Below are 21,503 nucleotides of genomic sequence, written 5' to 3' on the forward strand. Positions count from 1 at the left end.
TTGCTAAGATATGGATAGGAAAAGCGATCCTTAATCCACGAACCGTATTATTGCGTGTTTTGTCCTCCACTTTTGATATGAAAAAGGGAGCGTGCTATGATGGTCACTTTAACCGCCTTCGCAGATGAAATTTCTTCAGATTTGACAGAGCAACTTGATGTACTCGAATCGACCGGGATTCAGCACCTCGAATTCCGGGGTGTCTGGAATAAAAATGTTCTTGATCTGACGGATATCGAGCTAGAAAAAGTAAGGGAAACTATCCGGGCAAGAGAGTTCCAAGTATCAGCCATCGGCTCTCCCATCGGGAAAATTTTAATTACAGATGACTTTGAAACGCATCTAACCAAGTTTGAACATGCGATTCGTGTAGCCAGTCATTTAGATACAAAATATATTAGGATTTTCTCATTCTTTATCCCGAAGGGACAAAAGGCTGAGGAATACCGAAACGAAGTGATGAATCGCCTACAGGAATTAACACACAGGGCCAGTCTCTCTGGCATCACCCTACTGCATGAAAACGAAAAGGATATTTACGGAGACATCACAGAGCGTTGCCTAGACATTTTCAAAACCTGTTCATCTCCGAATTTACGTTGTGCATTCGATCCCGCCAATTTCGTTCAATGCGGAGTGAAACCGTTTACACAAGCTTTTCCTTTTCTTGAACCGTATTGTGATTACATCCATATCAAAGATGCACTGTTTGAAGGAAATAGAGTTGTCCCCGTAGGTCAAGGCGATGGGGAGGTTAAAGAAGTGTTGAGGGCGATGCTTGAAAAGGGATACGAGGGATTTTTATCTATTGAGCCGCATTTGGCTCAGTCAAGAACTTTTGAAGGATTTAGTGGCCCAGAGTTATTTCGCGTCGCTACGGATGCACTTAAGGACCTACTCAGTGAACTCGGCCAGTCATGGAAATAACACACCTACCTTTAAGGGGAGGAAATATGAAAAAAACTTTTGGATTCGCTGTGATAACTTGGGACTCAAGTGAATTTGGGAATTGGAGATGAGGTTATGAAGAGAATCGGTGGAACTGTAGTCGGAGCAGTTTTGGTAGTGAGCAGTTTAGTGACAGGTTGCTCGTCAAACCAAGGTAGTTCTGGTTCCTCTAATGGCAAGATTGTTTTAAATATGGCGTGGTGGGGAGATGACTCCAGAGCCCAAGTGACTGAACAGGCTGTTAAGGACTTTGAGAAGATACATGCGAACATCCAAGTAAATGTTTCTTATTCAGGATGGAACGGATATTGGCAAAAAATAACAACAGAATTGAGCGGTGGTAATGGCCCTGACGTGATGCAACAGGATGTTTCCACCCTTTCAAGCTATGCGCAAAGGGGCGCCCTTCTTTCTCTAAGCAAGAATGCCATTGACACGTCATCTATTAGTTCAGCTGCTCTAGATTCTGGTGTTATTAATGGGAATCTGTACGCTATTCCCGCTGGTATTGAAGGGGTTACCATGTTTTACAATCCCAGTTTGCTCCAAAAGGCCGGCGTGACCATCACACAGAATGAACAATTAACGTGGACTCAATACGCCAAAATTGCAAACCAGGTAACACAGAAAGTAAAGGGAGTCTATGGTACTCCAGATCTCTCTGGAGACGAAGTTGCGTTTCAATTTTATCTCCGCGAAAATGGCGAGAATGAGTATACTGCATCGGGTAAACTAGGATTTGACAAACAGACTTTCGAGAATTGGTTGAATTATTGGGCATCTTTGCGTAAGTCTGGGGCTGCGCCCCCGGCCTCTTTTACTGCGTCTCAGGCAAATGTTGCTGAAGCTCAAAGCGCCTTTGCGACAGGGAAAACGCCATTTTCCTTTGATTTTACGGGTGATACTGACTTTAACGACTATGAGTCCTATCTCAAAGAATCTCTGGGGATGATGATGGTTCCTAGTGTTGCGGGAGGTAAAGAAGGAAATTATCCACGTCCCACAATGTACTGGTCGGTAAATTCCCAGTCTAAATATCCAAAACAGGCAGAAGAATTGGTCAATTTTCTTGAAAATAGTTTGACTGCAGGCAAGGATTTGGGCCTGTCACGTGGTCTCCCAGTATCGTCCAAGGTGGCTGCCGCTCTTCACAAAACACTGCCAAAAAACCAGGATACAGCGTGGAATGCAACTCAAGCTGAACTTAAGGTTGCAACACCGATGTCCCCACTCGAGCCGGCTGCGGGAACTCAAGTTTCGACACTATTTACAAATATTACTCAAGAAAATGAGTTCGGAAAACTTAGTGCGACTCAAGCTGCGGATCAATTCTTTACACAAGCAGATCAAATTTTGAAGAATGCTAACAACTGATCAGTTGCTATTTTAGTTTAAGTACCCCACAGGTGAATCGGTTACTCACATAAATAATTCCGTGGAGTAACCGCTTTCTCCGTATGGGGATTGTGCGATAATGGGGGATTTTAATTGGCTACGAAACTCGACCATTTTGTAATTAAACGTAGAGCTCGAAAACAACTTGCTTCAAAGTACGACAAAAGTGCCTTTATCTTTCTTCTTCCGTGGCTTATCGGTTTAGTTGGACTCACGGTTGGGCCGATGATTGCTTCTCTCTATCTTTCCTTCACCAATTTCGACCTATTACAACCTCCAAAATGGGTAGGACTTTCTAATTACAAGAAAATGTTAACATCAGACCCCAATTTCGCTGAGTCAGTTCGAGTCACTGCAATATTCGTTTTTTCATCAGTTCCATTCAGAATAGTATTTGCTTTATTCATAGCTATGCTCCTAAATCGAAAAATCAAAGGCATTGGTGTGTATCGATCTGCATATTATGTTCCTTCGCTCATCGGCGGAAGTATTGCGGTATCGATTATGTGGAGAAATATTTTTGGGCAAACCGGTCTCGTCAACACAGTTCTAGGTTTAGTAGGTATCCACGGCCCTGATTGGTTAGGGGACCCGAATTACGCACTTTATGTCCTAAGTTTGCTTTCGGTGTGGCAGTTCGGTTCAACTATGGTAATCTTTCTGGCTGGGCTTCAACAAATTCCAAATTCCTACTATGATGCATCATCGATTGACGGAGCATCAAAAGTTCAACAGTTTTTCTACGTCACCATCCCTATGTTATCTCCGGTCATCTTTTTTAATTTAATCATGGCCGTGATCGAGGGGTTCATGCAATTTACGCAGGCCTTTGTCATTACCGGCGGAGGGCCAATGAATTCAACACTTCTCTTCGCGTTGTATCTTTACCAACAAGCCTTTACTAATTTCCAAATGGGCTACGCATCGGCTATGGCTTGGGGATTGCTGATTATGATAGCGATAATAACGGGCTTACTCTTTTTAACTTCAAAATTTTGGGTACATTATGAGGACGGAGGGGATCAATCGTGATTGCTAAACAGCGAAAAAATACGATCTTGACACGAGGATTTCTTCACATTTTCCTGATCATATTTGGTCTGTTTATGCTCTATCCAATCATCTGGATGGCATTTTCATCCTTCAAAACTGATAGCGATATTTTTTCTAGCAATCTTTTCCCCACGCATTGGATCATCACGCAGTACACGAAGGGCTGGTCTGCATTACCTGGCGTGAATTTCGGGAAAATGTTCGGAAATTCCTTCTTTATCGCGATATTGGTGGTTATCGGAAGTTTGTTTACGTCCTCATTAACAGGGTTCGCATTTGCGCGTTTAAGGTTCCGTTTCAAGGCTCCTCTCTTCGCAATGCTCATGATCACAATGATGCTGCCATCTCAGGTGACCCTGATTCCACAATACATTGTGTTTCATAAAATCGGTTGGGTGAATACGTTCTATCCACTAATCGTGCCTAGCTTTATCGGAGCATCTCCATTTTTTACGTTTTTGACCGTTCAGTTTATACGAGGCATCCCAAAGGAACTGGATGAAGCCGCCAAAATAGATGGTTGCAACATGTTTCAGATTTACTGGAGAATTATTCTCCCATTGACCAAACCGGCTCTTGTAACCATTTCGATTTTTAGCTTCTATTGGACGTGGAATGATTTCTTTGGACAATTGGTATACTTAAACTCACCTTCGAAGTATACAGTTGCATTAGGATTACAGAGTTTCCTGGATCAGCAGGGCTCGAGCCAATGGGGGCAAATGTTTGCAATGTCTATGCTGTCCCTGATACCCGTGTTTATCATTTTTATATTTTTCCAGCGATACCTTACGAAAGGGATTGCAACGACTGGACTTAAGGGCTAGAGGATTGAGCTAAGAAATGAATACTAACACAGCGATGTCCTATAATTGAACAGCTCAATACTCTTTACCCATCTCCCTGCACGCCTCCTCTCCAAGGATGTCTGCGCGGGGAGATGTTCACGTTTAAATGGGCCACTGCCATCCCGAACCATTACGCTGCCAGCAATGGCGACCACACACGCCGCCCCTATCTGTTAGAACCACGACAAGTGAAAAAAATTCCCCTAACGGCATATCGCTGTTACGTTTGTAAGACGATGGCTTTGGCAAAACTATATCACTCTTTCCTGGGTTACTACTCTCGAGGAAATGGACCAGCCGAGTTCAGTACTGAGGCCAGATACTCCTCCATACTACCCATTTCCACCCAGCTAGGCGGTCTCACGTCCGTTAGACACAGTAGCGCCGGAGTTCACATAAAAGATTTGATCACCAACTTCCATCAAGTGTTTACAAACGGTGCTGAGACCGTTATTATGCGCCTAGAAATGTCATGCAGCCGCAATGGAATTTATCGTTTGAAAATAGTGGTCGTAGAAGAACCAAAGAGGGTGTCCCAAAAGGCATTTGTATGCCTGGCGGGACACGCTTATAAGTTACTGGGACTGTTTTCAACGAGGAAAATAATGAAGTGGCGGCGTTCCTCATCTAGGCGAGGGACGCTGCCACTCGGGTTCGACAGTTACAACCCGTTTATAAGCATTTGTGGATAACCGGAATCCCGTAACGGCGCGGAATTCCGGTTATTTTATGTAGGCATTTTTACGAAAAGTTGTAGACATGCGAATTTCTGTGGATAACTAGTATTGTTATCCACAGTAGTTGACTTCGTAGAACATATGATTTTAAAATGTAGACATGTACATACGGCGGATATCACGAAAAAATAAAAACGGTTCTGTCACGTCCTACGTGCAGCTTGCCCATAATGAACGCAATCCCAAGACCGGCAATCCCCAAGCGAAAGTCCTCTACCACTTCGGGCGTGAAGATGAAGTGGACATGGATGGATTGAAGAGGCTTGCCGCGAGCATCTCACGATTCCTTGGTGATGAACCCGTTGCGTCGGAGCCCAAGGATAGCGTGCAGTTGAGTCTGCTCGATAGCAAAACGTTTGGCACCGCTTATATCGTCGACTCGTTGTGGCATGAACTTGGCGTGGGTCAAGCCATATCCAAGCGTCTGGCACAGCGCAAATATGAAGCCCCGATAGAGCGGGCCATCTTTGCGATGGTCGCCAATCGAGCCTTGGACCCCTCGAGCAAGCTTGGCATGGAGGACTGGGTGAAGCGAGACATCGCACTCCCCGGTGTTGAGAACTTTGAGGTCCACCAGGGGTACCGTGCAATGGATTTCCTGATTGAATCGGACGTAGACATCCAGAGAGAAGTGTTCGAGACTGTCGCCGACTTGTTGAACCTGGAAGTCGACTTACTGTTCTTTGACACCACGTCAAGCTACTTTGAAATGGATGACGAGCCGGAAGAAGACAGTCTGAAGCAACCCGGCTACTCCAAGGACCACCGGCCGGACTTACCGCAGGTCGTAATTGGTTTTGCAGTGACCCGAGACGGCATCCCTGTGCGGTGTTGGGTATGGCCAGGAACACGTCAGACATGACCGTCATTCCAGAAGTGAAGAAGGACCTCATTGGCTGGCGTCTCGGACGCGTCGTTACGGTCGTCGACCGTGGGTTCAGCTCGGAGGACAATTTACGTGAACTCCAGAAAGCCGGAGGGCATTACATTGCTGGAGAGAAGATGACCTCTGGGAAGCAGACAGTCGAAGATGCCATGTCTCGTCCTGGGCGATTTAAAACGATACGGGATAACCTTGAAATAAAGGAAATCGTCGTAGGAGACGGTGAGGCACGGGTCCGATATGTGCTCGTTCGCAACCCAGATGAAGCTCGCCGAGATGCGTTTCGGCGCGAGGCACACCTCAAGGCCCTGGAAGCAGAGCTCGCACGACTCAAGGAGTTGGATAACGACGCACACACCAAGGCGCACTGTCGATTGCAAAGTCACCCGACCTTCAAGCGTTACTTGAAGTCGGACAAGCGTGGCAATCTCACAGTTGACCACCAGGCGGTTAAGGCGATGGAACGACTGGACGGAAAGTATCTGATCCGAACCTCAGACGACACACTGTCCGCGGAAGATGTGGCCCTTGGATACAAGCAGCTCTGGCAGGTTGAGGCGGCATTCCGTTCTCTGAAACAGACCATGGAATTGCGCCCGATGTACCACAGGAAGAATGAGCGGATTCGGGCACATGTACTACTGTGCTGGCTCTCGTTACTTTTGGTTCGGGTGGCAGAGAACCGAACTAGCCACACATGGCGAGAGATCCGTTCTGTCATGAACGAGATGCACCTTGTAACCTACAAAGCTGGTAGCGGCAGAGTCCGGCAGCGAACAGAAGTAACCCCGGAGCAGGCACAAATCCTGAAAGCGCTGGGTTACGAACATCCACCGTTGTTCTCGGACATATCCACAGATACGCTGTAGGCACCACACGAAGTTATCCACAGTCCCGAAACCCTAGAAGCACCAACGGGTTTCGGGATTTCGTGTATCTACGACTGTCGAAGCCGAGTGCCACTTTGAGCAGGTTATGCGCGACACTCACCAGCCCCATTTCGATGGTGACTTTCGGAATGCCCCGCAGGAGGAATCGTCTAAATCCCCGATTTCCTTTGATCTGACCAAACACGCTTTCCACCTCCACCATTCGCTGTACGGATAGCTTCCGTCCACGTTTGCTTGTCAAGTTCGCTCGTGCTCTTTGCTTGTGCTCTTGCAAAGTTACACTGACTCCAATTTGGCGGTTGTTTTTCGATTTGGTGCATTGATTCTTGAGAGGACATGTCCCACAGGCGTCGCACTGGTAATAGCGTTTTTTCGATGAGTAGCCTGCCTCCGTTTTGACCGTTCGTTCGTACCGAAACGTCAGTCGCTGATTGCCAGCGCAGATGTACTCATCTCGTTCAGCATCGTAGATCCAGTTCTCAAACCGACTAATATCATTTTGGAAACGCTTGGTTTGCTCTTGATAGTATGTATTGAACTTTACGAAGGCTTCTATCTCTTCATGTGCCAACCATGAGTAGTTCTCTTCACTACCATATCCGGCATCTGCTATCACGGATTGGGGTAAGATGCCGAACCGTTCCCACATTTGTTCAAAATGGGGAATGAGGCAACGCGTATCGGTCGGTCTCTGGTGAATACTAAATCCAACAATGAATTGATTTTCCGTTCCCACTTGGACATTGTAACCAGGCTTAAGTTGTCCGTTCTTCATGTGGTCTTCCTTCATCCGCATGAAGGTGGCATCCGGATCTGTTTTGCTGAAACTGTTACGGTCCTGAAATGTAGCTTGCTGCATTTCGTATTTTTCACATCGAGGCAGGTAGTCCTTACGGATTTTCCGTATCGCCTTGCGGAGGGGTTGTTCTTTGGGGATTCACTCAGCTGTTGCTCCAGAGAGGTCACCAACGTATCCAACTGTTCAGAAGTAATAGGCTGGTCCTGGTCCTTTCCCAACTCCTCCAGATCTCGTTCTCCGTATTCTCGTTGTTCCTGTTGGTTTGCTTGCTCGATTTCCGTCAGCAACTCCCGGATTTGTGCTTGTAACCGAGACTGAAAACGGTCTGTGGATTTCTTCCAGACAAAGGTGTAGCGATTCGCATTCGCCTCAATTTTGGTTCCATCCAGGAAGTAATGCTCGAACTTTACGTACCCTTCGTCAATAAGCAGTTCAAGTACCGCTGCAAAAACTTGTTCTACAATGTCCTTCATCCGTTCCGAACGGAACCGATTAATGGTACGGAAGTCGGGCGTTTGACGCGCGCTGAGCCACATAAAATGAATGTTCTCCCGTAGCGCCTTAGCGATCTGACGAGAGGAGTAAATTCGTTGTGTATATGCGTAAACAAGAACTTTGGTCAGCATTTTCGGATGGAAACTGCTTCGACCGCCGCCGGGGTAGTATTGAAAGAATAACTCGTCGTCCATTCGCTCTACGGTGTCATTTACAATACGCACAACATGATTCGCAGGAATCAGGTCTTCCAAATCCATTGGTAGGAAAAGTTGTCCCATGTTATATTGAATGAAGGTAACGTTACTCAAAAGAAATCGCTCCATTCGGTTGATGTTTGCTTGTCACTTACATTTTACCGAAATGAGCGATTTCTTTTTGTGTACAAACAGTAAAATTTGAACATATATAGATAAAACGGGGCGCCCCTCAGTACCGAAGTACTTTTGGGACACCCCCTTTGGTATAACCAGTGTGTGAGCTTCTTTATGCAAGAACTTGGCAAAGAGATACAATCTCGGACCACGTTAAACAGCGACGAATAATGTCTTCTTCTATTAATTCTGTGCCTCTCTGAACTTCAATAAAGGACAGGTTGTCGTTGGCACAAATGGCATGCCACTGACCGGTATGGATCCGAACAACGTCACCTGCCTGCACAGGCATGATACGAGTGTCTAATACAATCTCTCCATGTCCTTCTACTATAGTCCAAACCTCGCTGCGCAATAAATGCTTTTGATAACTGATATTCCGACCTGCACTTATCTGTACAAACTTTGTTAAAACCTCTATTCCATCGACTGACTTTTGATAATCGAGTACGCGATAGGTGCCCCATCGACGTTCCTCAAACATTGGCCTGTCACCATATTCGTTCACAATGGACTTGATCCCGCCACTGTCCTTTTTAGCAGAGACGAGAATTCCATCAGGTGTTGCTACCACAATCGAGTTCCGTAAGCCCATTGCTACAAGTGGAATCCCTAATTCGTTTATAACATGTGTTTCTTCGCACCCCTCGATATTCCCTAGTCCCACAAAATCACTGGCGAATTCGGTTGACAGAGTTTCCCAGGAACCAAGATCTTTCCATTGACCGGCATAGGGTAAAATCGATATGCGCTCTGCGTTTTCTACCACTTCATAATCAAAACTATTCTTTGGTAACGATTCAAACTGCTGTAACAAATCGTGGTAGGATGCTGAATAGCCCTGTGTTATTAGGAATTGTTTGATATAGCCAATCCGAAAGCAGAACACACCGCAATTCCACAGTGCACCACCGGCAATTAACTGTTCGGCAATCTCCTTGTGCGGCTTCTCGATAAAAGAGTCCACTTCTAGCCAATCACGGTCGATTTCACCCTCACGCACACGTACATAACCAAATTTGTCGGATGCTTCGTTAGGGCGAACACCCATAAGGGCCAAATCACTTTGTGATTGTAACAATACATTCTCTAGGCGACCTATAGACTCAAAATATGAATCATCTACCATAGGGTCAATAGGTACAACTGCAACGACCTCATCGTCAGCACATTGGTCGACGTCTGCTAGATAGGTCACCGCAAGGGCAATCGCTGGAAACGTGTCCCGGCGTGCAGGCTCTTCGATAAACGGACATATACCGATCTGGGACTCAATAATCTCACGTTGAGCCTTGGAAGCACATATGTAAGTATTCGATTGTAGACCATTGTGTTCTAGCTGCGACCAGACACGTTGGAGCATAGAAACCATGTTCCCATGTCCATCGTCTAAAACCCGTAAAAACTGTTTGGAGCGGCTATCATTCGACATGGGCCATAGACGTTTACCAGACCCACCGGACAATAAAATCAGTTTCATGGATGACACGCTCCTTCACTACTGAGTGCTCCTAGCGCCCTCTATAATGCCTTCAAGTAAGTTTAGTACGGAGTCTCGCAAATTAGGTTTCATTAACGCAAATTCCAGGATTGCCTCAATGAATCCAAGCTTCTCTCCAACATCAAATCGTTGACCGCCGTATCTATACGCGTACATAGGTTGCTGTTGGTTGAGGCCGACCAGTGCATCCGTCAACTGGATTTCCCCGCCGACACCAATTTGTTGCTTATCCAGAAATTCGAATATCTCTGGAGTCAACACGTAACGGCCAATGATCGCGAGTGTTGAGGGGGCGGATGAAGGGGCTGGTTTTTCGATGAGATCGCGAATTTGAACGACATTGGATTCAGATGGATCACAGTCGACGATACCGTAGCGAGAGACGTCCTCGAGAGGCACATTCTTTACTCCGATGACGGACCTTTGGGACTCTTGTGCCAATTCCATCATGTCACGGAGGCTTGGTGCACCGCCGCGGACGATATCGTCTCCTAGAAGCACAGCAAACGGTTCGTTCCCAACGAATCGGCGTGCGCACCAAATGGCGTGTCCAAGGCCGAGTGGTTGAGCTTGCCGGGTGTAGTGAATGTTTGCCAGCTTAGAGATGGAGCGGATTTCCTCTAGTTGCTCAAGCTTCTGTTTGGACTCAAGCAGTTCTTCAAGTTCCACGGTCCTGTCGAAGTGGTCTTCAATGGCGCGTTTACCTCGGCCTGTGACGATAATGATGTCCTCGATTCCTGCTTCGACGGCCTCTTCTATGATGTATTGGATGGTAGGTTTGTCGACAATGGGAAGCATTTCTTTTGGCATCGCCTTGGTCGCAGGTAAAAAGCGAGTGCCGAGTCCTGCGGCGGGGATAACTGCTTTTCGGACTGGTTGTAAGTTGGTTTTCATGAGATCTCTCCAGACGACTTCGTATTCATAGTTGCTAGCGAAATGACGCTATCTGTTGGCTTCATGGCGCGTGACTATTACGGCAATTAGATAGGGCAAATATGTGCGAAGCTATTTAGTGCAGTGATTAGGGAAACGCCAGGTATCGCCACCCAAAATCCCGCGAGATAAGTAAATTATACCCACGGAATTTGAAATTCCCTTGAATTGATTAAACAACAGGGCAGGCGCCGAAGACGCTCGGTTCTATATGTTATATAATATTCTGTCATTAACGCTAAAGTCACAGGCTCACCTGTCAACTTGCCCCTCGTCTACGAAGGACAGCTGGAATCGTTTTGGCGAGAATCTTAATATCCTCGAGATAGGACCAGTTGTCTATGTAACGTAAATCTAGATCGACCCATTCGTCAAAGTTGATTTCGTTGCGACCGCTGATTTGCCACAGGCAGGTGATCCCCGGCTTGACGCTCAAGCGCCTGCGGTGGTGAGGGTCGTATTGGTTGACCTCGGACGGCAATGGCGGTCGCGGACCGACAAGGCTCATGTTGCCAATTAGTACGTCGAGGAATTGTGGCAACTCATCCAAACTCGTCTTCCGGAGGAGGCGACCGACTCGAGTCACACGTGGGTCGTTTTTCATTTTAAACACGGGGCCATCCATTTCGTTCAACTGCAGGAGTTGCGCTTTCAGCGCTTCGGCGTCAACCCGCATGCTGCGGAACTTGTGCATTTTGAAAGGTTTTCCATTGAGGCCGGATCGAATTTGGGTGAATAGGACGGGGCCCCGGTCATCCAACTTAATGGCTAAAGCAATACAACGATGCAAAACATAGTATATTCATAAGAATTGTGTATAATAAAGTAAAAAACAGGTGACTTCAATGTATTACTGCATGAAGTGTTTGAAGATACATCTTCAACACGCTAAAGATGACCTGATTTTTAAAACTGGGTTTAGGCGCGTAGATGGAAAGGACGTTCCGCTTGGGACTTGTAGTGGTCGAACGACTTCAAAAAGTAGCGATCTTTACAAACCTTTAAACGCCAATTGAATTTTATGGATGAGCGTATCCAATTGACGACTGATATCTACCACGTGCGGATGTGTGAGACACTCGTATCGTTCTGCTGTGGCAATCAAACTCTGACGTAACTCCTCGATTTTTTCTAAATCCCTGTATATGTTCATTTTTATCCCCTTGAGCCAAAATACTGTTTTATGTACAGTGACGTTATCACAAAAGAAATGTCGAAGGGTGTCAAACACAGTCGGCGTCTCGAAAATTGTTCGAATTCCGTACGAACCAACGTAAATCAGTGCGTTCTATATCTCTGGATACATGAGTTGTACACAGCCCCAATGGCGTACGAAAAAAGCATCCGTGTGGTGGGATGCCTTTCTCCAGCGCGAAATGCAGGTCACTACGATTGCTTTGGTATATGTACGCTAAACTTTCCTGAATCTTCATTATTATATTTTCGAATGATTCGATGCACACACGAACGCATCCTTCAATCCATCTATTTACAACTCATACTGCTTAATATCGATGTCAACCTCAATTTCTTTTGGCTTGTAGACGTCAAACAGCTCTAACGTGATTGGATATTGAGAATTGTACTCCACCATTCGCTTCAGAAACGGTAAAAAAGCGCGAATCGACTCTTCTGCTCCTTCTCTAGTCTCCCAATACACAATCCCCATGTACTCTCCTAGCTCATATTCGCCGAGATAGTCAACATGATGAAAAGGGCCACTGTGTTTCTTTAACAAGGCAGTAAATATATCCGCTATCCTTTCAGCTTCCCATCTGGTGTTTTCGCCTAGGACAAATTTCACGACAACTGCCACCACGGACACATCACCTCTCACATGTAACATAATATGTATTTCTACTTGAATCAACACACGTACCGTCCACGGGTGACTGAATCGGAAAGACTTTTGTACGGGATGCCCGACGATGGGGAGCCTTAGCGAATATTCTAATCGGAGGTTAAGTCGTCAGTGACTTCATAAATGTCACGACGAATTGTTCCAAAATTAATAGGTCCTCTTCCATAGAGTCATGTGTGAATACATTTCGCCTCGTGGCCAAATGTTGCATCAAGCCAAGCGTCGAATGTTCCAGTGTCAAAGCTAATATTTTTGGATTCACGTTCTTTGCAAGCGAACCATCTTGCATGCCAATGGCGATGAGTTGTTCTAACGGCAATCGCATATTGCGGATAAAATCGCGATACATATCCTGCAGTACATCGGAGGGGTACGACGCGTGATACGCGTGATCGAACATCGCTGTGAAGCGTATCTGCTCATGGTGGGTCTGAAACAGGTCGACATATTTTTGTAATAAGCTAAGTAGTTTCTCCGCACCCGTCTTTCCAGATAACGTTTCAAAGTCCCGATACACATTCAGATCTGAGAGCACTTTTGTTTGGATTTGAAAAATGATCTCGTCAATCGAGTTGAAATACTTGTATATGGTCACGCGGCTGGTACCGACCCGTTTGGCTAACTCGACGATGCTGATTGCTGAAATGCCCTTTTCCAGGATCAATTGAAATGCAGCGTCCAAAATATCTTCTTTCATCAGATTGCGCATTGTGTCGAATCGTTGTTGACGTCGATGTTCCACGGTACACCGCTCCTTTTGACGACCTCACCATACCGTAACTTATCGTTTCAGCTCTTTTTACAATACCACTAACTTGTTATACATCATAACAAAACCTAGATTTCCAATATAAATAGTATACATTTGACTGGATATTGACCCGTGTGTAAGCGAGAATATTCACGATTCAGGGAATGTTGACGCTTTCAATTACACAGTGTAAATTGTTATTAACATAGTGTAAACAGATATTCGTCATGACTGTGCGCTACTTTGATGAAGCTCTTCATGGAATGGAGGAGTTAGATGGGCAAGTCCGCGATGAATTTTGTGTTCTTCTTTCCAGACGAGATGAGGGCCGAAAGTCTGGGTTGCTATGGACATCCCAGTGTGCGAACTCCCAATTTTGACAAATTCGCACTCGAGGGCGTTCGTTTTGACCAGTGTCATGTCCAGAATCCCGTGTGTTCACCGTCGCGTTGTAGCATGATGACCGGATTGTACCCACACGTATCCGGGCATAGAACGTTGTGGCACCTTTTGCGGCCGCACGAGCCAAGTCTCTTTGGTTATCTGAAGGAGGCCGGGTACCGAATCAAGTGGTTCGGGAAAAATCACCTGTACTCGGACGATGCGCTCTGCGAATTGCTCGGTGACGACGCTATCAGGACTCCCGAAGAAATCAGGAGACAAATGGTGGGGGACTTCAAGGCGCACAACCCATATGCAAATGACGACCCTCGGTTTTACAGCTTTTTGCTAAAGCCGGAGGACGGGGAGCAGGGCTTGACGGAGACGGAAATCAACGTTCGACGGGCGATTGAGTTCTTACAATCGGAAGAGGCCAAGGAACAACCATTTATGCTGTTTCTTCCGACACTCATGCCACATGCACCATACGTCGCGCCGGAGCCATTTCACAGTATGTATCGTCCAGACGAATTGCCCCCATTAAAACCTGTCGTCGCCGAGGGAAAGCCGTCGTACCACGAACTGATTCGGTCCTATCGACACCTGAATGAGATTCAAGACGATACCCTGCAGCGCATTCAGGCGACTTACCTAGGGATGATTAGTCACGTCGATGCCGTGTTCGGAGAGTTGATGGACGCACTTCAATCTAGTGGACTGTCCGACGCTACGACCGTCATCGTCTCGTCGGACCATGGTGACTACGCAGGGGACTACGGGTTGGTCGAAAAGTGGCCGAACGCGATGGAGGACTGTCTCACGCGCGTTCCCCTGATGATTCGCACGCGAAACGGCTGCCAGGGCCATACCGTGCTTGAACAGGTGGAGTTGTTCGATATTTTGCCTACGGTATTGGAACTGGCCGGGATTGAAGCAGGACACGACCATTTTGCTCAATCACTCGTTTCTCAACTCTCCGGGGCGACGGGAGATCCGCTGCGAGCCGTCTTTGCAGAAGGCGGGTACGACGCGCGGGAGCCGCACTGTTTCGAAGGCGATCCCGTTCGTGACGCATGGTTTGCCAACAATCCGCAAAGTTGCTACTGGCCAAAGGCAAGGCAACAACAGGAGCGCCCAGAGAGTGTGTGTCGGACGACGATGATGCGCACGCTCGACTTTAAACTGGTCCGCCGCACGGATGATGTGAACGAGCTATACGATTTACGGCAAGATCCATTGGAACTGAACAACGTGTACGAAAACCCGGACTACGCACAAATCAGGCAGTCGATGGAGTCGATACTGCTCGATTGGTATTTGCGAACTTCGGATGTCGTGCCAAGGGATAGTGATGCAGGTAGGTTCATTGTGAAGGGGGCGGGATAAAATGGGTGATTGCTGTTCGCCGAACCGCTCAGGTCTCGCAGGAGCGATGAGCAGAGCGGGAGCGCACCTTGGGCCAGAACGGACGAGTGGGACGCGTCTTGAAGAGATGATTTACATCCCTGGCGGCGTTTTCCTTATGGGCACGGCGAGTGAGGATGGGTTTTTGGCGGATGGTGAGGGGCCGGTCAGGCCCGTCCAGCTGAAACCGTTCTATATCGATGCATGTACCGTGACGAACCAGGAGTTTGCCGACTTCGTCGACGACACCGGGTACGTGACAGAAGCGGAAAAGTACGGTTGGTCTTTCGTCTTCTACCAGTTTGTTTCAGCGCAAACGCGAAAGTCGGCGGTGAAGACGGCAGTGCAAGGCACGCCGTGGTGGTGGGTAGTCGAGGGTGCCTACTGGCGGCAGCCAGAAGGTCCGGACTCGAGTGTTCTGGATCGGATGGATCATCCCGTCACACACGTCTCTTGGAACGACGCACTCGCGTACTGCGCCTGGGCAGGGAAACGCTTACCTACGGAAGCGGAGTGGGAGTTCGCCGCCCGCGGAGGGCTCGTGCAGAAGACCTATCCGTGGGGAGACGAACTCACCCCGAACGGGCAGCATTACTGCAACATTTGGCAGGGTGAATTTCCACGCGTGAATGAAGGGGCGGACGGATATTTCGGCACGGCACCAGCGCGTTCATTTCCCGCCAATGGGTACGGACTGTACAACGTGTCCGGAAACGTATGGGAGTGGTGCGCCGATTGGTTTAGTCCACATCATCCCGCCACCGGCGTGCAAGTCGACCCGAAGGGCCCAGAGACGGGACAGTCCCGAGTGATTCGTGGGGGCTCCTACTTGTGCCACGCCTCGTATTGCAATCGTTATCGAGTGGCCGCGCGCAGTTCCAACACGCCGGATAGTTCGACTGGACACATGGGGTTTCGCTGTGCGCGGGACGCCTAGTCAGATGCACACGACAAACGGAGAGAAGGGATCACCGTGGGTAGAATGCTGAGTTCAGCACCGTCTGTAAAAATCGATGTAAAACAGGCATTTAGCTATGCTGCAGGCAATTTTGGGCTCAATCTGTTCTTTAATGCGGTTTCGACATACCTCCTGTATTTCTATACGGATGACTACGGCATTACGGCTGCGGCGGCAGGCAGTCTCATGTTCATCGTACAATTGGTGAATTTAGTAGCCAATCCGGCGATGGGCGTCATCGTCGACCAAACCAGGGGACGGTGGGGGAAATTTAGGCCGTACCTCCTGTTTGGCTCCCTGCCCTTGGCAATCATTGGCGTCATGACCTTTACGGTTCCTTCGCTTAATCCCGGCGGGAAAATTCTATACGCCTATATCACTTACATCCTGTTTAATATCATCTACTCATTTGTGAACGTCCCGTATAGCTCTCTCTTGGCCGCGATGTCGGATGACTACTACGCGAGAGCCCGCATCTCGTCCATCAAGGTTTCCATCGGACAATTCGGCGGACTGGTCGTCACCACGGCCACACTGCCGCTCGTCCACATGTTTCATGTGGAAGCCACTGGATTCCAATATATTTACGCAATTTTTGGGTTACTGTTGCTGATCTCGATGTTGATCTCGTTTTTTGGAACGAAAGGTGTCGGTCATGAGCCTAAGTGTGCGCAGAAAGCTGGCATCGCCGGCAGCAAGCATTCGTTAAAAACCCAACTGAAGTCGGCCGTCGCAAACAAGTATTTATTGCTTCTCCTGCTCTTCATCCTCGTCCAGCAGTTGTCGCTGTCGATTAAAAACTCGGTCGCCGTCTATTTCTTCAAATACAATATCGGCCGTGCGGACTTGTTCTCGCTGTACTCGCTCATTGGGTTCGCCGTCATGATTGTCTTCATCCTTGTCAATCCGTCGCTGGTCAATCGATTTGGCAAACGGAACACTGGCATCATCGGGGAATCTGTTGTCGCCGTGGGACTACTTGGCTTTTTCCTCCTGCACACGCACATCTTTACGGTCTTTTTATTCGGCGCCATCGCATACGCCGGTTTTGGTATCACGACTCCACTTCTCTGGTCGATGGTCCCAGATACCGTCGAGTACGGGGAGTGGAGGACCGGGATTCGCGCGGAAGGCAATATCTACGCTGCATTTATCTTCGTCCAACTGTTGGCTCAGGCAGTTTCTGCAAAACTATCTGGGTCGATGTTGAGTGCGATAGGCTATGTCCCGAATCGGGCGCAGACGCCGACCGCGCTGCACGGCATTTTGGTCATGGAGACCTTGTTACCGACCATCGGCGCACTACTATGTATCTGCATCCTCCTGTTCTACAGATTTAATTACGCTTCTTTCAAACGGGTCGTATCGGAAATTCAACAGCGCGATCACGTCATGTAAACGCGCTGATAGTGGGGACGAGAGGCATGCTCATCGCAGTGGCAGGTTGTCTCTTGATGTTTCGCGTTCATTGATTTTTACGAGGTGATAAATTCATGAACATCCTTCTTATTCATACGCACGACACGGGTAGATTTATCGAACCCTACGGGTATCAGGTTCCGACGCCGAACATTATGGCATTTGCCCGCCACGCCACCTTGTTCAGGCAGGTCTTCAGCGCGGCACCCACCTGTTCACCAAGCCGTGCAGCTTTACTTACAGGCGTGTCGCCGCACGTAAACGGAATGCTTGGGCTCGCGCACCGCGGCTTTGGGATGAACGATTACGGCAAACATCTCGTGCATTTTCTCAATCGCCACGGCTACGAAACGGTACTGTGCGGCGTTCAACACGAATCGACGGACGTGCACGATCTCGGTTACAAAAAGGTCTTAGGTTACTATGAACCAGGCGCCGCTGCAACGGCGGGAGACGACCTTACTCACGCGGAGGAAGTGGCGAACTACCTGAAGTCTTCCGTTCGTGAGCCATTCTTTCTGTCGTACGGCCTGTTGAATACGCACAGGGAGTTTCCAAAGGATAAGGCTGTCGATCCCAACTATGTCATGCCTCCCTTTCCTCTTCCAGATCTACCCGAAACCCGTCAAGACATGGCCGAGTTCATTGGCTCGGCACAAGTGGCCGATGAGTGCATTGGCCACGTGCTTTCGGCCCTGCGAGAATCCGGAAAGGACGAAAATACGCTCGTCATCTTCACGACGGATCACGGGATCGCCTTTCCGCTGATGAAATGTAACCTGTTGGATACTGGCATTGGCGTGTCGCTGATCCTGGACTATCCAAACAATCCGCGTCGAGGGCATGCAGTGGATACACTGGTCTCCCAATTAGACCTGTTTCCGACCATCTGTGACGTGTGTGGGCTGGAAAAACCCGATTGGCTGGAAGGTGCCTCCCTTCTACCTGTGCTCGAGGGCTCGTCGGACGAGATCCGCGATGAACTGTTCGCTGAAGTGACGTTTCACGCGTCATACGAACCGATGCGCTGTGTTCGAACGAAGCGGTATAAACTGATTCGCTATTATGATGATGACACAGGATATGTTCCCTCGAATATCGACGATTCCAAAAGCAAAGACGTGCTGATGCAAAATGGGATATTGGACCAGTTGCGTGATCGGGAAATGCTCTTCGATCTCTACCTAGATCCCGCAGAACGCGTCAACTGTGTCCATCACCAGGCGTATCAGGAGATTTACGACGACTTGTCACATCGCCTGGATCATTGGCTGAAGTCGACTGCTGATCCGATTCTGAACGGACCTGTTCCAAGACCCAAAGCCGCCCTTGTGAACAAGCGCACCTGTATCAGTCCGCAACTGGACGACTTCGAGTGAACCTTTTGCTCTCCGTCGCCGGAACGAGGATGGAACCTGCACGCACAGACTGGTGAAATTGCAGGTATCTCTTCGAAGAGATCGTCATCTAAACAACAAAAAAACTCGGATGAAGTGTGATGTCCACAACTTCATCCGAGTCGCTTGGCAAATCCTTATACCTCTTCTTCGTCCTGTTTTTCTGGAATTCTAGATAATGCGATGAACACCAGACCAAAGACAAGACTGAGAATTCCCCACCATAAGTCGATGTTCCAGTGGACTGATTGTGTAACTGGATGTGAAACGGCTCCATAAACGGTGAGGATCACACCATAAACCGAAAACAGGATGCCGATGAGAAAGCGTAAGTCTAGCAATCGTTTCATATATCCAGTCTCCCGTCTGTATTACCAAAATACAATATTGAGTGCAACCAAGATAACAAACGCGATGGTGGCAAGGTACCCTGGACGTTTATACCAAGGAAAACCTGCATAATTTGGTCGATTGCTCAAACCGAAAACAATTCCCTTTAATTCTTCTGCTGTCTTTTCCTTCGTGAAAAGGCTCACGAGAACCGTAATCGCGACGGTGTTGAACCATGCCCACCATGCCCGCCAGAAGTTGCCTGCATCCGGACTCGAGAACACGTGTGCCGGTATGAGGTAATACAGCGCGAAGGCGCTTGCAATACCACAAATAAGACCCCAGAAACCTCCCCAGGCAGTGGTTCTCTTCCAAAACATGCCCAACAGGAAGGTACCGAACAACGGCGCATTAAAGAAGGAGAACAGGGTTTGCATGTAATCCATGACGCTTGGGAACCCAGCCGCAATGTACGCTGTCCCAATGCTGATCACAACGCCACCGAGCACGGCCCAACGACCCATCGAAATATAATGCTTGTCGCTTGCATCTTTGCGCATATACGCCTGGTAAATGTCGTATGTCCAAACGGTTGTAAAAGCAGTGACGTTCCCGGCCATCCCACTCATGAAGCTTGCAAGCATCGCAGTTAAACCAAGCCCCATCATACCGGGTGGATAATATTTGGAAATCAAGAGCGGCAGAGCCAAGTTATAACTCATTCCAGGGGTATGTCCGATTTTCGGAAAAACGGCCAGTGCAATGAGGCCTGGAATGATCACGAGAATAGGTACAATCATCTTAAAGAATGCTGCATAAATCGGTGTGTTTTGCGCTGCGCGAAGGTTACGGGCAGCAAGTGTTCGCTGAACGACAAGAAAGTCGGTTGTCCAATAGCCAAACGACAAAACGAATCCCAAACCAAGAACAACGCCTAGCCAGCCAATCCCCATTGGATTGCTCGAAGCGCTTCCCATGTTCGACCACAGGTGGCCAAAACCTGCCGGCAGGCGCCCCAACATCCCGTTCCATCCGCCGAGTTTGTGCATACCAATCAACGGAATCGGCAGGAGACCAGCCCAAATTAAGAAGAACTGTACAACCTCATTGTAAATCGAGGATGTTAACCCGCCAAGTGTTACATACACCAATACGACGACCGCAGAAACGAGGATACTTGTCGTTAGAGACCAACCAATGAGGACTTGGAAAATCAACGCCATGGAGTAGAGGCTGATACCGGATGTCAAAACCGTCATCACCGCAAACGAGACGGCATTGACACCGCGCGTGGCTTCGTTGAATCGAAGCTTCAGATACTCGGGAACGGATCTTACTTTGGAAACGTAGTAGAAAGGCATCATGTAGAGGCCAAGGAACAGCATCGCCGGAATTGCGCCAATCCAGTAAAAGTGCGTCGTCATCATCCCGTATTCCGCACCACTGGCGGTCATACCCATGATTTCAAGCGCCCCCAGATTGGCGGATAGGAAGGCTAGACCCGTGATCCACCCTGGAATCGAGCGACCCGACAGAAAGAAGTCTTCGCCTGTACGAACGCGGTTTTTTAAGACAAACCCGACTCCAATGACAAAGACAAAATAGATTGCGATGATGCTGTAGTCAATGCCATTGGCGTGAAACAACGCATGCATTGGTTGACCCCCCTCAAATGTTTCAATTCAGCTAGCAACATTCATTAACCGTTTTCACCAACCGCTTTCACGCCTAACTATTGCTAACGTCGGTATAGGATTATAAAGCACTTTCAATGTTTGTCAACTTATGATCATTTATTGATAAAAAATGATAAGCGCGATCGAACAGATGCGTAATTCGCCGCGAGAATGCTCAAGTGCTGTGGAATAGGGGAAAATCTTATTGACATAGGAGAGTCGGGGGACGTTAAGGATCGGCGGGGACGTAGGAAAAAATTTCCTTATGGGTATTCCGACGTGGCTGCATGATAACAGCTATGGAAAGAACTCTTCTTATTTTCAACTATGGACACACGAATTACCGGGTTGTCACATGTAGCCCCTGAAGAATATCGTAGAAGAAATAGTCGCTGGACGTTAATAAAAATGTCGCTAACTGGTGCGAATGCTGAAAAAACTACTACCACTTGATTCGACAGAACATCTGA

The 21,503-nt window shown here is 48.0% G+C and carries 17 protein-coding genes and 2 pseudogenes; 10 read left to right on the plus strand and 9 right to left on the minus strand.

Going from position 1 to position 21,503, the window contains the following annotated elements; translation table 11 throughout:
* Positions 1-96: 96 nt before the first annotated feature.
* From NZD89_RS06845 to NZD89_RS30085, 5 genes and pseudogenes are all read left to right on the plus strand, one after another.
* A complete protein-coding gene (locus NZD89_RS06845; RefSeq protein WP_268006992.1) occupies positions 97-927 on the plus strand; it encodes a sugar phosphate isomerase/epimerase family protein in 831 nt (276 codons plus the stop codon).
* 96 nt (positions 928-1,023) lie between these two features.
* The gene (locus tag NZD89_RS06850) at positions 1,024-2,322 is read left to right on the plus strand and encodes an ABC transporter substrate-binding protein (protein WP_268006993.1); all 1,299 of its coding nucleotides are present in this window, start codon (positions 1,024-1,026) and stop codon (positions 2,320-2,322) included.
* A gap of 114 nt (positions 2,323-2,436) precedes the next feature.
* Entirely contained in the window at positions 2,437-3,375 is a 939-nt protein-coding gene (locus NZD89_RS06855) for a carbohydrate ABC transporter permease (RefSeq protein ID WP_268006994.1), read from the plus strand.
* Positions 3,372-4,223, plus strand: a complete 852-nt coding sequence (locus NZD89_RS06860; protein ID WP_326492915.1) for a carbohydrate ABC transporter permease — start codon at positions 3,372-3,374, stop codon at positions 4,221-4,223. Before NZD89_RS06855 ends, NZD89_RS06860 begins: the two co-directional genes overlap by 4 nt.
* A gap of 858 nt (positions 4,224-5,081) precedes the next feature.
* Positions 5,082-6,733 (plus strand): annotated as a pseudogene (locus NZD89_RS30085) (IS1634 family transposase).
* Between the two features lie 13 nt (positions 6,734-6,746).
* Here NZD89_RS30085 and NZD89_RS06875 read toward each other — a convergent pair.
* The 4 genes and pseudogenes from NZD89_RS06875 to NZD89_RS06890 all read right to left on the minus strand — a co-directional run bounded on the left by NZD89_RS06875 (position 6,747) and on the right by NZD89_RS06890 (position 11,646).
* A pseudogene (locus NZD89_RS06875) lies at positions 6,747-8,374 on the minus strand (IS1182 family transposase).
* Positions 8,375-8,534: 160 nt separating this feature from the next.
* A complete protein-coding gene (locus NZD89_RS06880; RefSeq protein WP_268006995.1) occupies positions 8,535-9,902 on the minus strand; it encodes a sugar phosphate nucleotidyltransferase in 1,368 nt (455 codons plus the stop codon).
* Between the two features lie 18 nt (positions 9,903-9,920).
* Positions 9,921-10,817: a UTP--glucose-1-phosphate uridylyltransferase GalU gene (galU, locus tag NZD89_RS06885; protein ID WP_268006996.1), complete on the minus strand. Its 897-nt coding sequence runs from the start codon at positions 10,815-10,817 to the stop codon at positions 9,921-9,923.
* A gap of 298 nt (positions 10,818-11,115) precedes the next feature.
* Entirely contained in the window at positions 11,116-11,646 is a 531-nt protein-coding gene (locus NZD89_RS06890; protein WP_268006997.1) for a sugar transferase, read from the minus strand.
* Positions 11,647-11,701: 55 nt separating this feature from the next.
* Between NZD89_RS06890 and NZD89_RS29500 the strand changes: the two genes are divergently transcribed.
* On the plus strand, positions 11,702-11,872 hold the full coding sequence (locus tag NZD89_RS29500) for a DUF3973 domain-containing protein (RefSeq protein WP_488798535.1): 171 nt from the start codon (positions 11,702-11,704) through the stop codon (positions 11,870-11,872).
* On the opposite strand, the gene NZD89_RS06895 is transcribed toward NZD89_RS29500, so the two are convergent.
* From NZD89_RS06895 to NZD89_RS06905, 3 genes are all read right to left on the minus strand, one after another.
* Positions 11,848-12,009: an aspartyl-phosphate phosphatase Spo0E family protein gene (locus NZD89_RS06895; RefSeq protein ID WP_268006999.1), complete on the minus strand. Its 162-nt coding sequence runs from the start codon at positions 12,007-12,009 to the stop codon at positions 11,848-11,850. The genes NZD89_RS29500 and NZD89_RS06895 overlap by 25 nt on opposite strands.
* 336 nt (positions 12,010-12,345) lie before the next feature.
* On the minus strand, positions 12,346-12,660 hold the full coding sequence (locus NZD89_RS06900) for a hypothetical protein (protein ID WP_268007000.1): 315 nt from the start codon (positions 12,658-12,660) through the stop codon (positions 12,346-12,348).
* 157 nt (positions 12,661-12,817) lie between these two features.
* Positions 12,818-13,459: a TetR/AcrR family transcriptional regulator gene (locus NZD89_RS06905; protein ID WP_268007001.1), complete on the minus strand. Its 642-nt coding sequence runs from the start codon at positions 13,457-13,459 to the stop codon at positions 12,818-12,820.
* Between the two features lie 285 nt (positions 13,460-13,744).
* On the opposite strand from NZD89_RS06905, the gene NZD89_RS06910 reads away from it, so the two are divergent.
* From NZD89_RS06910 to NZD89_RS06925, 4 genes are all read left to right on the plus strand, one after another.
* Entirely contained in the window at positions 13,745-15,235 is a 1,491-nt protein-coding gene (locus NZD89_RS06910; protein ID WP_268007002.1) for a sulfatase family protein, read from the plus strand.
* Between the two features lies 1 nt (position 15,236).
* Positions 15,237-16,190 (plus strand): formylglycine-generating enzyme family protein, encoded by a 954-nt coding sequence (locus NZD89_RS06915; protein WP_431308695.1) that lies wholly within the window; start codon positions 15,237-15,239, stop codon positions 16,188-16,190.
* A gap of 45 nt (positions 16,191-16,235) precedes the next feature.
* A complete protein-coding gene (locus tag NZD89_RS06920; protein ID WP_268008416.1) occupies positions 16,236-17,609 on the plus strand; it encodes a glycoside-pentoside-hexuronide (GPH):cation symporter in 1,374 nt (457 codons plus the stop codon).
* Positions 17,610-17,704: 95 nt separating this feature from the next.
* Positions 17,705-19,009, plus strand: a complete 1,305-nt coding sequence (locus NZD89_RS06925; RefSeq protein ID WP_268007003.1) for a sulfatase family protein — start codon at positions 17,705-17,707, stop codon at positions 19,007-19,009.
* Between the two features lie 155 nt (positions 19,010-19,164).
* Here the strand turns inward: NZD89_RS06925 and NZD89_RS06930 are convergent, their stop codons facing one another.
* Together NZD89_RS06930 and NZD89_RS06935 are read right to left on the minus strand one after the other, a co-directional pair.
* Complete coding sequence (locus NZD89_RS06930) at positions 19,165-19,377, minus strand: hypothetical protein (protein ID WP_268007004.1); 213 nt, start codon at positions 19,375-19,377, stop codon at positions 19,165-19,167.
* Positions 19,378-19,398: 21 nt separating this feature from the next.
* Positions 19,399-21,012 carry a sodium:solute symporter family protein gene (locus NZD89_RS06935; RefSeq protein ID WP_268007005.1) on the minus strand — a complete coding sequence of 538 codons (1,614 nt, stop codon included), beginning with the start codon at positions 21,010-21,012 and terminating at the stop codon, positions 19,399-19,401.
* Positions 21,013-21,503 lie beyond the last annotated feature (491 nt).

This window comes from Alicyclobacillus fastidiosus, assembly GCF_026651875.1.
Taxonomy (GTDB): domain Bacteria; phylum Bacillota; class Bacilli; order Alicyclobacillales; family Alicyclobacillaceae; genus Alicyclobacillus; species Alicyclobacillus fastidiosus.